At 42.2% G+C, this 14,581-nt stretch carries 13 protein-coding genes and 1 riboswitch; of the genes, 3 read left to right on the top strand and 10 right to left on the bottom strand.

Annotated features, from left to right (window positions below; all coding sequences use genetic code 11):
- Window positions 1-45: 45 nt before the first annotated feature.
- Window positions 46-615, top strand: coding sequence for a YdeI/OmpD-associated family protein (locus B0H99_RS09200; protein WP_106533372.1), 570 nt, complete (start codon window positions 46-48; stop codon window positions 613-615).
- Between the two features lie 205 nt (window positions 616-820).
- On the opposite strand, the gene B0H99_RS09195 is transcribed toward B0H99_RS09200, so the two are convergent.
- From B0H99_RS09195 to B0H99_RS09165, 7 genes are all read right to left on the bottom strand, one after another.
- Window positions 821-1,309 (bottom strand): LURP-one-related/scramblase family protein, encoded by a 489-nt coding sequence (locus tag B0H99_RS09195; protein ID WP_106533371.1) that lies wholly within the window; start codon window positions 1,307-1,309, stop codon window positions 821-823.
- A gap of 263 nt (window positions 1,310-1,572) precedes the next feature.
- On the bottom strand, window positions 1,573-2,094 hold the full coding sequence (locus B0H99_RS09190) for an NUDIX hydrolase (RefSeq protein ID WP_106533370.1): 522 nt from the start codon (window positions 2,092-2,094) through the stop codon (window positions 1,573-1,575).
- 38 nt (window positions 2,095-2,132) lie between these two features.
- On the bottom strand, window positions 2,133-2,915 hold the full coding sequence (locus B0H99_RS09185; protein WP_106533369.1) for a nucleotidyltransferase domain-containing protein: 783 nt from the start codon (window positions 2,913-2,915) through the stop codon (window positions 2,133-2,135).
- Between the two features lie 197 nt (window positions 2,916-3,112).
- Window positions 3,113-4,048, bottom strand: a complete 936-nt coding sequence (gene mmuM, locus B0H99_RS09180; RefSeq protein WP_106533368.1) for a homocysteine S-methyltransferase — start codon at window positions 4,046-4,048, stop codon at window positions 3,113-3,115.
- Window positions 4,049-4,089: 41 nt separating this feature from the next.
- On the bottom strand, window positions 4,090-4,830 hold the full coding sequence (locus B0H99_RS09175; protein WP_106533367.1) for an amino acid ABC transporter ATP-binding protein: 741 nt from the start codon (window positions 4,828-4,830) through the stop codon (window positions 4,090-4,092).
- Complete coding sequence (locus B0H99_RS09170) at window positions 4,827-5,549, bottom strand: amino acid ABC transporter permease (RefSeq protein ID WP_106533366.1); 723 nt, start codon at window positions 5,547-5,549, stop codon at window positions 4,827-4,829. Before B0H99_RS09170 ends, B0H99_RS09175 begins: the two co-directional genes overlap by 4 nt.
- Before the next feature lie 21 nt (window positions 5,550-5,570).
- Entirely contained in the window at window positions 5,571-6,389 is an 819-nt protein-coding gene (locus tag B0H99_RS09165) for a transporter substrate-binding domain-containing protein (protein ID WP_106533365.1), read from the bottom strand.
- Between the two features lie 236 nt (window positions 6,390-6,625).
- Window positions 6,626-6,730, bottom strand: a riboswitch (SAM riboswitch).
- Between the two features lie 374 nt (window positions 6,731-7,104).
- Between B0H99_RS09165 and solA the strand changes: the two genes are divergently transcribed.
- Window positions 7,105-8,247, top strand: a complete 1,143-nt coding sequence (gene solA / locus B0H99_RS09160; RefSeq protein ID WP_106533364.1) for an N-methyl-L-tryptophan oxidase — start codon at window positions 7,105-7,107, stop codon at window positions 8,245-8,247.
- Between the two features lie 96 nt (window positions 8,248-8,343).
- Here solA and B0H99_RS09155 read toward each other — a convergent pair whose 3' ends face one another.
- Window positions 8,344-9,531 (bottom strand): DUF4317 domain-containing protein, encoded by a 1,188-nt coding sequence (locus tag B0H99_RS09155; protein WP_106533363.1) that lies wholly within the window; start codon window positions 9,529-9,531, stop codon window positions 8,344-8,346.
- A 150-nt stretch (window positions 9,532-9,681) separates the two neighbouring features.
- Complete coding sequence (locus B0H99_RS09150) at window positions 9,682-10,632, bottom strand: VOC family protein (protein ID WP_106533362.1); 951 nt, start codon at window positions 10,630-10,632, stop codon at window positions 9,682-9,684.
- A gap of 35 nt (window positions 10,633-10,667) precedes the next feature.
- Between B0H99_RS09150 and B0H99_RS09145 the strand changes: the two genes are divergently transcribed.
- Window positions 10,668-11,243: an alpha/beta hydrolase gene (locus B0H99_RS09145; RefSeq protein ID WP_106533361.1), complete on the top strand. Its 576-nt coding sequence runs from the start codon at window positions 10,668-10,670 to the stop codon at window positions 11,241-11,243.
- A gap of 140 nt (window positions 11,244-11,383) precedes the next feature.
- On the opposite strand, the gene B0H99_RS09140 is transcribed toward B0H99_RS09145, so the two are convergent.
- Window positions 11,384-14,536 (bottom strand): alpha/beta hydrolase-fold protein, encoded by a 3,153-nt coding sequence (locus B0H99_RS09140; protein WP_106533360.1) that lies wholly within the window; start codon window positions 14,534-14,536, stop codon window positions 11,384-11,386.
- Between the last annotated feature and the right edge of the window lie 45 nt (window positions 14,537-14,581).

Below are 14,581 nucleotides of genomic sequence, written 5' to 3'. Positions count from 1 at the left end.
ACAGTTATCCTATAAAGGAAAATTTTTATGAAGGAGCTGTTCTGCATGAAGATTGAAAATTTACTTGCGGCTAAGACCAGAACGGAATTGAGAGAATGGCTCGAGAAAAATGCCACTGCAGAAAAATGTTGCTGGGTGATCATCAGTATGGCTGAACAACCAGAAACCATTCGATATTTAGATGCAGTTGAAGAAGCATTGTGTTTCGGGTGGATTGACGGCACAAAGAAGAAAATATCCGACATGGAAACCGCCCAACGGCTTTCTCCAAGACAAAAAAATAGCAATTGGACAGAACTGAATAAAGAACGAGTAAGAAGGTTGGAGAAATTGGGGCTGATGAAAGAAGAAGGGTTGAAAGTTCTCCCTGATATGCGAGCCAAATCTTTTGTTATCGATAAAAAAATTGAAACTCGCCTGAAAGAAGACGATCAAGTATATCAAAACTTCCTCCGCTTTCCTGAATTGTACAGAAGGGTCCGAATCGACACCATACAAAGTTATAAAGATGAACCTGAACTTTTCAATAAACGATTGGAGAAGTTTATTGAAAACACAAAGGCAAATAAAATGTACGGCCAGTGGAATGACAATGGCCGCTTGGTTGATTATTGAGGAATAAAGTTGTGCAAAACCAACCAGGCCAACCCGGTTGGAGGTCACGCTTGAATCAAGGAAACAATTTCAAACAGCTGCTTCTGCTTCAGAAATAGCTGATGTGTGTTTTATTCTATAAACTTAAGCAGGGAGCTCACAAAAGAGCTCCCTGCTTTTTGATATGTTCTTTTGCTCCAGAAAATATACCGTGCATCGTTGCGGCTTAGCTTCCAGCTGCAGCAGCTTCGTCGGCTTTTACACAATCAATGGCAACAACAAGCGCAACGATTATGGCTTCCATTTCCTTATCCATGATCTGGACCTGGTAACTGTCTCCCCACGTAAACCATTTCTTGCTCACTTGCCCCACAACTTCGCCGTGCTGCAATATTTGAAAATCCATGTCCCACCAATTTCCAAGCACCTCGATTCCTGCCGCATCGATCTTATAACGTGCCTTGAAAATAGAAAACTCCTTCTCGATTTTTAACACCTCTTGGCCATTCACCTCAACAAAGAACTTCGGCAACAAACTAAACACCTTTTTCGTAATGAGCGCGATTTCACCTCTTGTTGCATCCATAATGGTGAATGTTTTTGGGATTTGCAGAAAACTGCCTTCTACATAATACACATCGTTCTCCTGCTGATCTTTTACCGTAAACTTTCCGCTTAGACTAAAGACTTTTTGTTTGATGTACAGCTGTTTCATACTCTGCCTCCTCTGATGTGGCTTATTCCCAAAAGGATGTTACTTTTATAATCTATTGAGAATATCTACCTTTACTTACGGTTGACCGCGCCTTAAAGTTTCTAATCGAGGCTATTTTAAATTTAGATTATGATCGAAGAATTGAGTTTTCGAAAAAAGCGAAAATAGAAATAGCAAGGTCACATGAAAAGAGCACAACAATTAACAGCTTCTGGCTCTTTGTTTGTGGCCTTGCCGATTCTTTCTTATCTTATTTTCTCGCCCTACAGTTCTTGAATAGCGCCACGCTGCTTTCGGTTGTCAAATAACAATTGAATGAGGCTTTCATAATACGAAATAAATTCTCCATTTCGAATCATAGCCAAAATTTCTTCCTTGCTTGCCCATTTCACGCTTTGTACTTCTTCCGGCTGTAACGTAAGAGTATGTAACGGCACATTCTTTTCGATTAAATAAATATCATCGAAGCCTCTTTCAAAGTTTATCGTTAGGTGAGGGCGGATAGATTGAAAATCCAGCTCCAGCCCAAGCTCTTCATACAATTCCCTCTGTGCAGCAGCCTGGCTGGTATTTCCAGCGATTGCGCTTCCTCCTACGGTCAAATCCCACATGTTTGGCCAGCCTTCTTTAAAAGGCTGCCTTTGTTGAATGAGCATCTCCCCATTCGAATTGAAAATGCACACATGGACAACCATATGGTAATCACCAGGCTGAAGCACTTCTCCGCGAATCCAAGTCTGGTCGGTTTTGTTGCGGTTTATGTCATATAAATCCCATAATTCCATGCAGCACCTCCGATTAGTATTATGGTTTTTTAAAAGATCTAATAAACTTCCTGCAGCGTGTCCCTGAACAATCCATCCAAACTATCCGTAGGATCTTTCACTGTAACGTTCAGTGATTTGGCATATTCTTCGAGACGATCCATTTCATGTTCCACAAAATTATTTATAACATCTATACGAGGTTCCATATCAAATTCATCCCCAGCCAGCTTTCGTCTCAACAGCTGGTTCACCTCATTTTTCAATTCGCTTTCGGTAACTATATCTTCCAGCAGTTCATGGAAACCGATAGGCGGCGTCTCATTGTATTTTTCAATCCACTTACATGCCAATATCGGCCGAAGCACGTAAAAGTACTTTTTAATTTTCACTTCAGAACCACGAAGATATTCCCGGTAATTATTTTTCGCCATGTTCAAATAATGGTAAAGCATTGAATTTGGGTAAAACACCTCGGACTCAAGGGATCGCATATTCTCGACAAATGCATATTTTTGATAATAGACAATTTCGCTTCTTAACCATTCCAATAAAGGCGGATTGTTTTTTCTGAAAAGGCGCAGTGCTTTTGTAATCTCCCAGCCGCTGATGTCCAATAAATCATTGATCGGCTCTTCTATTACGTCCCGCTTCGCCCCGATTCCTTGGGGGTCGATCGAAAGATACCATTCCGGAGGATGAATATAAATAAACCGAACATCCCAGTCGCTGTCTTTTGAAGGAAAGCCCCATGCCCGGCTGCCAGATTCCACCGCATATAAAATTTTCACCTCGTGTTTCTTTTCTATCTCCATTAGCTTCTGTTGAATAATTTCATTCATTAACTTATCCCCTTACTAATTATGTAAAATCGAATTTCCTTTTGAATAATATTCTAACTGTCTGACTGAGAAGTGCAAGAGTTGTTTGAAGTGCCTATGAGAAGGCTCACATGGACTCGTCTAGAGCGTCTGAGACAAAAAGGGGCCAGGCGCTCCCCATGGAGGCCTGGCCCTTCTGTACCCGCTTATTCAACAATCTATTTACGTACCCATGCAGTAATGGCTGCAATATCCTCAGGAGTCGTTCTGCAGCAACCTCCAATTATTTGGGCACCAGCTTCATGCCAGCGCTGTGCACTAGCAGAAAAAGGATTTTTTAAAGGTTCTTCACTCCATGTTTTGCTTACCGCATCGTATTCTTCACCTGAATTCGGATAAACAATGATCGGTTTGGAAGATTCGCTTTTCACCTCTTCGATCAATGATTCTATAAAGTGCGGCGCTGAACAATTAATACCGATTGCAGCTACTTGCTCTTCTTTATCCAGCCATTTGGCGCAATCGGAGATCCGTTCTCCATCGCTGATGTTATGGCCGTCCTTTGCGCTAAAACTGAACCAAGCGTAGACCCCTGGAAATTCCTTGAGCACCTTCAGGATCGCTTTAGCTTCTATCAGACAAGGGATGGTCTCACACGCTAAAATATCTGCTCCTGCTTCCACCAACACTCTGATCCGGTCTTTATGAAAGACAACCAATTCATCTTCGGTCAACGAATAATTACCACGGTATTCAGATCCGTCTGAAAGAAAAGCGCCATATGGACCGACAGAAGCCGCAACTAACGGTTTTGGCCTGGCAGACTTATCGCTCCACTCTGTCCAAAATTCGTCGCGCGCATCCGCTGAAATTTGAACAGACTTCTTGATCAAGCCGATTGCCTCCTCCTCAGTCAATCCTCTAGCTTTATACCCTTCAATAGTGGCTTGGTAGCTTGCTGTAATCGCACAATCTGCCCCTGCTTCAAAATAATCCAGGTGCACTTTCTTTACTAGTTCTGGATTCTCCATAACTATTTTTGCTGACCATAAACGATCGTTTAGATTGCATCCATAATTCTCAAGCTCTGTAGCCATTGCGCCATCTAGAATGAGGATAGGAAAGTCATTCAATATCTGTTCTATAGGGTTCATTCCAAACATCCTTCCTATGTCCAAATTCGCCTTACCGGCTTTTAGTTGTTTCTGATTGCTCTACTTATAAATTGCTTCGTTCTTTCTGCTTTAGGATGATTGAAAATCTGTTCGGCAGTTCCCTCTTCGATAATCACACCGTCTTCCATGAAAATAATGCGATCAGAGATTTCGCGCGCAAAATTCAGTTCGTGTGTAACAATAAGCATTGTATTTCCTTCAGTTGCTACCTTTTTTATCGTTGCTAAAACTTCATCAACCAGCTCCGGATCCAAAGAAGATGTTGGTTCATCAAACAGCAAGACTTCCGGATTAAGTGCAAGTGCCCGGGCTATACCCACTCTTTGTTGCTGCCCGCCCGATAACTGTGCTGGATAATGGCTTAACCGATTCGTCAATCCCACTCTTTCAAGAATTTCCATGCTCTTCTTTTGGGCTTCAACCTTATTGATTCGCTTTACGCTGGTCAACCCGACCATGACATTTTGCAGCACCGTAAAATTCTTGAATAAATTGTATTGTTGAAAGACCATTCCTGTCGAACTTCTTAAAGAAATGATGTCTGCCTTGCTTGCCGATTCAGCATCCACTCTTTTATCGCTGATTTCAACTGTTCCGCTGGTAGGCTGTTCCAAGAAATTGATGCAACGCAACAAGGTTGATTTGCCTGAACCGCTTGGCCCTAAAATCGAAACAACCTCTCCTTTGTCGACGGTCAGGTTGATTCCCTTTAATACATGTTGTTTATCGTAATACTTATGGATATTTTCAAGTTTAATCATGAAACAATCCCTCTCTCGTATCTGCGAGCCCGCTTCTCTATTGTTACCAGCAATCGTTCTACTCCGATACAAAGAATCCAGTAAACAATCGATACCGCAATATACACTTCAAAAAATGCCAGTCCACGGGAACCGAGAATTTTCGCTTGGCCCATGATATCTATGACGCCAATAATGAAGACAAGAGAAGTGTCTTTGATGGTGCTGATGAACATGTTCCCAAGGTTCGGTATCGCGACTGCCAAAGCCTGTGGGAAAATAATTTTTAGCATCATCTGGGTAGGCGTCATGCCTATGGATTTAGCAGCTTCAAATTGTCCGCGATCAACCGATTCAATGGCAGATCTGATCGTTTCAGAAAGGTAAGCACCTAAATTAACAGAAAATGCCAATAGCGCGTATACCTCTGGGGGAATACTATTAACATCTGCAGATTGAAGCCATCCGTATTGGGTCTGCAGATAGTAAATAATCTTCGGTATTCCGTAAAACACAAGATAGATTTGCACCAACAAAGGAGTTCCCCTGATAAACGATACATATATAGACGTAATCACTCTTAATACTGGAACCCTGTATATTTTAATGAGAGCGGTAACCACCCCGATAAACAAACTCAAAATCAACGAACCCACAGCTATCCCGATTGTGATGGGCAGCCGTGAGACGATAGCAGGAAAGCTTTCTATTAAAAAATTAACATCTAGTAAATTTTCCATGTTCTCTTTCCTTCCACAAACCTATTCAGGGATATATTCTCCACCGGTCCATTTTTTTGACAGTTCCGCTAACGTACCGTCTTGCTTCAGTTCTTTTAGAATAGGATCGATCAACGCTTTCAATTCTTCGCCCTTTTCCTCAGTTCTTAATACAATTCCCATATCATCATTAACTAAAGGCTGTCCCACAACTTCTACGTCTAAATTATTCTTCTCCAAGACGGCATTGATCATGATCGGATCATTTACATAGGCATCCAAACGGCCATTTTGTACGTCTTGCAAAATTTCTGAAGGATTTCCGCTTTCGCTGTATTTCAAATCAATCGGCTGAGCGGCCTTCTTGTTGTATTCCTCCAATAGCAATGTGTAAGAATCTCCTGCCAGGGCTCCAACCTTCTTGCCTTCTAAATCTTCAATCGTTTGGATATCTTTTCTTCCTGTCTTTACAGCAATTACTGTTTGAGCAGCAAAATAAGATTCATCAGTGAACAAGTACTTTTCCTGCCGTTCCGGGGTTTTCGCCACTTGATCGGCTATAGCCTGAATTTTGTTTGACTCCAGCGCAAGGAACATACTGTCCCAAGGAACAGCGACGAATTCGAATTTATAGCCATCCAATTTCTCATCGATTGCTTTTACCACTTCAATATCATATCCAGTCAATTCGTTATTCTCGTCTGCAAAAGCAAATGGAGGATAATCATTTTGTGTCCCTACCAAAATCACTTGGTCACCAGTAGTCGCACCTGTCGCTTCCTTCGAAGAACATCCGCTTAATACCGCACCTAAAGCTAACAATACCAACAGAGATACAGCAAAATAATATTTTTTTCTCATTTTAAAACTCCTTTTCTATAGATAGAGTCGCAAGCCAGTTCTATGCAAACTTGTACAAAAGAAAAGCTTTGCGCTGTTTGAACTGATTATTTAGAGAGATCGATTTTCAGAAATCTTCCATGCCATCTTTTTGGCTCTGGTATTTCTCCTTCCTTGCCTATTTGTGACACAAAACCAATGCAATCTTCCTTATAAACAAAAAAACCTATTCCGAGAGGAAATAGGTTTTAATCTAGATCTTATCTCTCAGAGTTGAACACTCTGCAGGAATTAGCACCTCTCATAAAAATGATGGTTGCTGGACGTCATCGGGCCTGTCCCTCAGTCTCTCTTGATAAGTTATTTAATTTTTTACATATTTAAGATAGTATTTCACATTGCCGCTTCTGTCAAATACATTTTTCTCTTATTTCAAGTTTATCTAAGTCATTTTCATGAAAAACTAAAGTTTAGCTGAACCAATTTTAACTTCCTATCTACGATCCAGCGGTCGATATCGTGGAACGATCACCGCTTTTTCTCCTTCCGTACATATGCGTAAGAACAATTGACAATAATGCAAATCTTCCATACTATCTAATAATACTTCCGATGCTTTTCTTCAAGGCCGAAGGTAGACTGTTCGAATTATTTTTAAAAGATGGCCGGAGACGAGGGTTAATGAGCATTCACTTTACCTTAGCCCAATTTCAATAAAGAGCGGAGCGAACTGAAAATGACAAAAGAAAGTGTTTTTGATGTAGCAATCATCGGCGCCGGTACGATGGGTATGGCTGCCGGTGCTTTTTTAGCGCAACAACAAGTAAAAACATTATTGATCGATGCTTTTGATCCGCCACATACGAACGGAAGCCATCATGGGGATACCCGTTTGATCCGTCATGCATACGGCGAAGGCAGACAGTACGTTACGCTGGTAAAGCGTGCCCAGCAATTGTGGGAAGAACTTGAAAAGCAGACGGACTTTAAGATTTTCGAAAAAACCGGGGTTCTTGGCCTCGGCCCGAAAGATTCCCTTTTTCTTCAGGAAACAATGGCGTCTGCCGAAAAGCATAATCTTCCCTTAGAGATTTTGAATGGTCAGGAAGTTAAAGAAAGATGGCCTGGATTTTCTGTGCCGGATCATTACATTGGCTGCTTTGAAGCGGGTTCAGGATTGATTTATAGCGAAAATGCCATTCGTGCTTATAAAGAGTTGGCTTTAAAACATGGCGCAACCTTGGAAACGAATACACCTGTTCAGCGCATTGATGTGAATGACGAGCAAGGCGTGAAAATAGCGACTGGCAAGACGACCTATTACGCAAAAAAAGTGATTGTTACAGCCGGGGCTTGGGCAGCAAAACTGTTGCCGGATTTGAAACTTCCGATCCAGCCGACCCGTAAAGCTGTCGGTTGGTTTGAAGCGCCTTCCGATCTCTATAATGCCGTTAACTTTCCTTCCTTTTTTATAGAAGACAATGAAGACAAGGCGTATGGTTTCCCGAACTTGGATGGAACGGGCCTGAAAATCGGAAAATCCAATGGCGGACAGCCCATTGATCCGGACCTGCATACACAAAATTTCGGCCTGTATGATACGGATGAAGGCGATTTGAGGCACCTGCTCGAAACCTATATTCCTGGTGCTAATGGAGAACTGCTTCAAGGGAAAACTTGTTTATATACCATCTCAGAGGACCACGATTTTATCGTCGATTTCCATCCTGAAAATAAACACGTCATATTTGCCTGCGGCTTTTCAGGACATGGCTTTAAATTCGGAAGCGTGATGGGAGAAATGTTAAGCCAGATGGCTACGGAAGGACGGAGTGAGCTGGACATTTCCATTTTCGCTCTCAACCGATTTGGGCTGTGAGTAATTATAGGTGCGTGGATGGCTTTAATTTTAATAGCACTAAAAAATGCAAAGCACCTGAATAGGGCTTTGCATTTTTGTTTTTTGATAAGATTTTTATTCCACTAACTCTTCCGGACTCAGCTTGAATCCTTCGATAATCGTATCTTCTTCCACTTCGATCAACAAGCAGCGTTTGCCATTGTAATTGACTTCTTTGACGTATCGTAAGTCTTGGGGACTGATTTTGATATCCGCTACTTTTGTGCTGATTTTGATTGATTTGGATGCATAGCTTGGAATAACATGGCTTGCTTTCATTTCGTAGTTTTTGTCTTCTACCACTTGATGAAAAGCCCGTTCCACTTTTTCTGTGCTAACGTCTTTCACGCCGCTCGCCTTCAAGACACGCGTCACTTCTACCGTATCCAAAGTTGGCGTTTCTTCGTCCTCTTCTTCCGCTTCCACCTTCAGCATATGATTGATTTCATCATATACACCGGCAAGAGTTCTCGAATTTACTTCTTCTCCGATTACTGCTTTGACGATTTCTTCAAATACCGCTTTATCATCCTCGGCAGTCATGATTTCCTCGCCGTTCAACACATTTTCGATAAACTGGAAATCCGGGTTGTTCACCTTGCTTGCTGCGTAAATGATGTGATTGACGTCTGCAGCATTGTCCGTAAAGCTTGGGAACAGGAAGCCGCCGATTGGCGAAGCAAGCTTGATAACAGGATCGGCCAACACGTTTGACTTGAATTCCCGCTCGACAAAATCAAATACCAGCGAACTTTTCGGCAGTTCGGTTTGATTGATGCTGCCGAGGATGAACGGCGTTGAATACACTTCATCCCGCATGTCGATTTCCGTTTCATCGGGAGCACGTTTCGTTGTCTTGAAATAAGTCCCGCGAATAAATGTGACCACCATGTCCTTTTCATACTGTCTGTCTTCAATCATCTTCAAGGCGATCCGCTGCATATTCTCTTTCCATTCATCCGCATCCTCTGCCTCAAGCCCCTCGTATAAAAGCCGCTGTGTATGGTCCGCCTGTCCTTCTTCTTGGCGCTGAAACTTCACTTCAAACAGCTTCTCAGCCAATTTCCCTCCCAATACCTTTTTGAAGTTGGCAAGAAACAGCTCTTGCTGCTCCCGGTCCAGCAAGGAAAAAGATCGGCTCTCCTCATGGAAGATTTCAGTAGTTTCCCCTTTAATGTAAACATTATAAATATCAGCGATTTTTAATAAATCGGTATCCAGCTTAAATCGTTTGCGTATATCTGCTATATCTTTCTTATTCATCTCTATTTCCAACTCCCTGGCTAGTAAAATCCTTATGCTGCACAAAAAAAGAGCATCCAAAGCTTTCGTTCAGCTTTTGGCGCTCTTTTATTATAACAAGTTTTGAGATAGAGAAAGGAATGCTTCGAAATACAGAAGCTAAATACTTTTCTAACGCTTAATTTGGTTTTCGATATAGCTGCGGCGGCCTTCTAAAAAATCTGGCAGAAACAATGGAATGGCTTCATAATCTTCCGTTGCTCCGGTTGGTTTTACAAAGTTCGTCTGTTCTGTTGCTACCTCAATTAATAGATTATTCGGCTCGCGGTAATACAGCGATTCAAAGAAATCACGTTGTTTTATGCCGGAATACCTGAAGTTGATATCCAAAATCATTTTCTCCACTTTATCCAAATAGGTACGATCTTTGGCACTCAGCGCAATATGCTGGACTGAACCCGCTCCTTGCTTTTCAATATCGCGTATACGGTCTTCGATTAAGTGAAGCTGCTGCCCAAACAAGGCATCCTCTCCCCCTAATACCGTCACTTCGTGATGATTATGCTCATAGGTCTCTATTTTTCGGAGACCATGCATTTTCATAAAAGCGCGCGCAGAAGCTTCTGCGTAGCGGACTCGACACTGGAAAGAATCAATGCCCAAAATGGCATGCTCCAGTGGAATATCAGCCGACTCATGGGGCGCATGCTCGGAGGCCTCGCCTTTTCTTAAAGGCGTCAACGCCAGTTGGATGCCGTCGCGGTCTTCAAAATGCAAGTACTGTCTGCCTTGATAATATTCAATTCCGCAATTGAATATATCGTGGGCTTCGAAGCGGGCTCGCCAAAATTGAAGCGATGCTTCGGACGGCACCGCAAAAATCGTGCGTTCCAGACTATTTGTACCAAATTGTTTTTGCGGAGCGCTTGGCATTTCAAATACGCTGAATTCGGTTCCTGGACGGCCCGTTTGGTCGCCAAAGAATAAATGGATCATCTCCACTTCATCCTGGTTCACAGTTTTTAATAGAAATTCCAAACCGAGTAGCTTATGATAAAAATCAAAGGTCACATAACGATCGCGGTTGATGACTGACACATGGTGAATAATCGGGCTTGTCATAGAGCACCACCTTTATTGGGATTGGAGAATGAATTATGGAACAGTTTAACATAGACGCAAAATCCAATACATCTTTTGTTGTTTTCCATGGTACAGGCGGAAACGAGTATTCCCTGCTGCAGGTAGTAGGTGACATCGACCCGACTGCGAATATCCGCGCCTATATTGGCGGGGTTGGCACAGGAAAAGAACGCCGCTTTTTTGCACCGCTTCAAAACGGTCAACTCGATCGCGCAGACCTTGATGAACATGTTGCGTCGTTTTTAAAAGTCTGGGCACAGCAAAAACCTGAAGGCAAAGTCATCATGCTCGGCTATTCAAACGGAGCCAATTTCTTGCTGGCACTCCTGGAGAAAGAGCCGAACCTTGCAGACGCTGTCGTCCTAATGCATCCATCCAATTTAACGTATCATTTTTCCGGAACTTCAGATACAATACTCCTTTTGACAGCCGGCGCACGCGATGTAATTTCCATTCCTGGTGAATCCTTAAAATTGTCCAAAACACTGGCTGAGCATTTTCCGCAAACTACATTCAAGCTATTTGATCACGGGCACGAAATCGCGGACGAAGAAGTGGAATTTATCCGTTCCCAACTGGCGCAATTATAGAATGAGAAAAATCATGCAGAGTTTTTTCTGCATGATTTTTTCAGTTTCTAATACATTTTAGACAAGACATTAAGACTAGAACACTTTAATTTCATCCACTGTCTTTCGGTCCAATCGTTTGATCACTTCAATTATCAGAATCAAAAGTTATCTAATTCCACATTCGTATCTAAAACACTTGCTATTACTTTCACACTGTAAGGTTGCTCCAAATCTAAATCAGCAGAAACGATCTCTACACTAATGTCTAGATTACCTGCACCAGTCACAGAATAGAATTCCGTTTGAGCTGCAACTCGTTTTCCATTCTGTTCGATATAGACCGTAACTGGAACGACTAAGTCTGGATTTTGGTTCACTGTATATTTACTTGCTGGAATGGTATTCATGTAAGAAGCAATTTCTTCGTCCAATTGGACAGTACCTGTAATAGTGATACCATCTTCCCCAGTCGCTGCTTCAACAGATCCTGAAACTGCTTGCGCGATAGCACCGTTTGTATCAAACATACGACGGCTTGTATAAGCCATTGCTTGTTTGAAGAATGGAATGTAGAACGCTGAGTCATGTTCGCCATTTTCAATAAAGTAATAATGGTCTACACCCTTGGACCGTAAAATTTGATCCAGTTGAATCGCTTCTCTTCCAAACCCATAGACATCTCTATTCCCACTATTAAAATAATGGGAGAAATACTTGAGATACTCTGCTGAAACGTTATTCGCAATCGTTACAGGGTTACCCGCCTGTCCGTAAGCAAATGCCCCGAAGAAACTAACCACTCCTGTAAAGTAGTCCGGATTTTGTAAGCCGACACTATATGCTCCGACTCCTCCCATTGATGCTCCAGCTGTAGCACGGTATCTCGCATCATCGATCGTACGATACTTCGTATCAATCAATGGAATCAGCTCATCCGTGACCATATCTTCCCAGTCTCCTCGCCAAAAACTTGTCGCTGAACTGTCAGGTATCACGAGGATCATGTCATCCAATTCTCCAGAAGCGATTCCTTCATCCATCTGTGTGTGAACGCCATCAATTTCATACGATTTACTTGTACTATTAAATTGGTGAAGCAAATACACAACTGGATATCGTTCTTCTCCTTCAAAATAGCCCGGTGGAAGGTATACACGATAATTGACATCTTTCATGCCAGGCATCCTACTTGCCGAAGCCGCTTTTCTTGAAGAGAATGTATCTGTAAAAAATCGCTCATGATCTCCATACATCACAGCTTTTCCATCTTCAATGATGAAATAATACTGAACCTGAGTTTCTGTGACTTTCCCGTCCACCGTCATTTTGCGATCGGCTTGGTACATGTACTTATCGTCAGAGACGAAAACGGAGACGACACTATCCTCTACAGAAACGGAGGAAGCCCCTTTGATGGACTCTGACATTTCGTTAACAAGTCTTGCTTTATCATATCCATTCTGGAAATATTTAGGGTCCACCGTTGAAGCAAACCCCTTTATGTCTAAGGCTTCTAAATAAGCCTTCTGTTCGGCAACCGTTTCTGCTACAAGATCTTGAACCTCTGTCGGTGCCATAACATACGGAAGCCCTTTCACCTTATTGTAGGCTGCAGGCGAATAAATACCGACTGGCCCCGCGTACCAGCCACCGCCTCCGCTTGAATTGGCCATCCGAACAGCGATTGTATTCGTTCCTCCATAATTCAGGAGGGAAGAATCAAGGTCATAAAGACGGTCTACATCCCAAGGATTTGAACCATCGTATGTGCCATCCTCTCTAATACCAGTTGCCCCTACTTTTTTCCCGTTGATATATACAACATCTGCTTCATCAAACTTCCCAAGCGCTAGAAGAAGTCCTTCCGTTGCAAACTTTTCAGGTAAATCAAAGTTGCGGACATACCATGCATAACCTGTCCAGTTCGCATTGCCTTCAAGTGATGGAGCGAAACTTTCATTCCACCAACCAAGTGCTGGCTGAACCGTTGCCCAAGAAGTCCACACGTCCTCAGTTACGTTACTAATGTTGTCAAGCGTGTGAGGATTTATACTGTTATAAGGTTTATATGCATTAAACTTCCAATCTCCCATTAAATCCACAAGCTGATTCTCAGGTTCTGATCCTGTATCTATTATTCTTACAATAGGACGCGTCCCTAAACTAATCTCTTTTCCAAGAATCGTAACTGTCAGTTCTACATTTGTGTTTACATCATTGACTCGATTCGGAAGCTGTAACTCCCCTTTAAAATTTCCCTTGTTGGTAACGGTTTGTTTTACTTTTTCACTGTATAAAATCTCATTTGAATCCGGATCCGTCATCGTGACATTGAACCAAATCGTCTCTTTTTCTTTGGAAAACTGCTGTAACGAATCTTTAACCGTAATATCATACGACAACGTGACTGACGCTGCCTCAGATGGCAAAGCCTGAGGGCTTAATGAAAATGAACTGCCCGTAAGTAGTTTCGCCGTAAAAAAGTCACTTAATCTATCCATAGTACGATTCATAGATTCGGTTAAAAAAGCATCATCAAAACTACCATGTCTGGCAGTAAACTCATGGACACTATAAGGGAACATTTGATTTTTCCCAATAAATAGTCTCCCAAGATCACCGGTCGATCCACTCATAGATGTCCACGAATCCTCCGTCGGTGCATCTAAATACGTGTAAAATTTGGCAAGATCACCAGCAGTAAATCCATTCAAAACACTATGAACACTGCCATAACCTTTATACCAAATATTGTCTTCTCCAACAAAATTTCCTCTTACGCTAGCTATAGCCCCGAATAAATCAGGAGTCTTCGTTATTTTCGGAACCCCGTCTTCCCCTAAAGTATGTAATCCGAGGATATACGCCATATAGCCCCCAGTTCCAATACCGAAAACGGCTCTCGCATCAGATGCAGGAATGGTCTTATACCGAGCATCTACATCAGCTACAACTTTCTTCATTTCAGAAACAAGTTCCGCTTTTTCATCAAAGGCAGTAAGTATTAAAATCGCTTCCAACGAGTCATCCGTCTTCATCAATTTTTCCGCCATCTTAACAGCATCTTGGTTGATTTTCGTTGTTCCATTTTCAGGCATCACATAAATAACCGGGTAGGCCCTTTTTTTATTAGCATTATAACCAGCCGGCAGAACAGCTTGATAAGAGCTGTGCTTTAGTTCGATTTGCTGTTTGTTTTTTCCGTTCGCGTTCCCATTTTGGCTACCTTTACCTTGAGCAAACACTGAATTCGTTCCCACCATTCCAAATAGCATTACAACAATCATGATAAGCGCTACTGATCTTTTCATAAAAAACCTCCATTATCCAATTTTTTGATAGGTTCCGCAGCTTAA

Source organism: Planomicrobium soli (assembly GCF_003014655.1).
In the GTDB taxonomy this organism is placed as follows: domain Bacteria; phylum Bacillota; class Bacilli; order Bacillales_A; family Planococcaceae; genus Planococcus; species Planococcus soli_B.
This window is presented reverse-complemented; position numbering and strand designations above follow the sequence as displayed.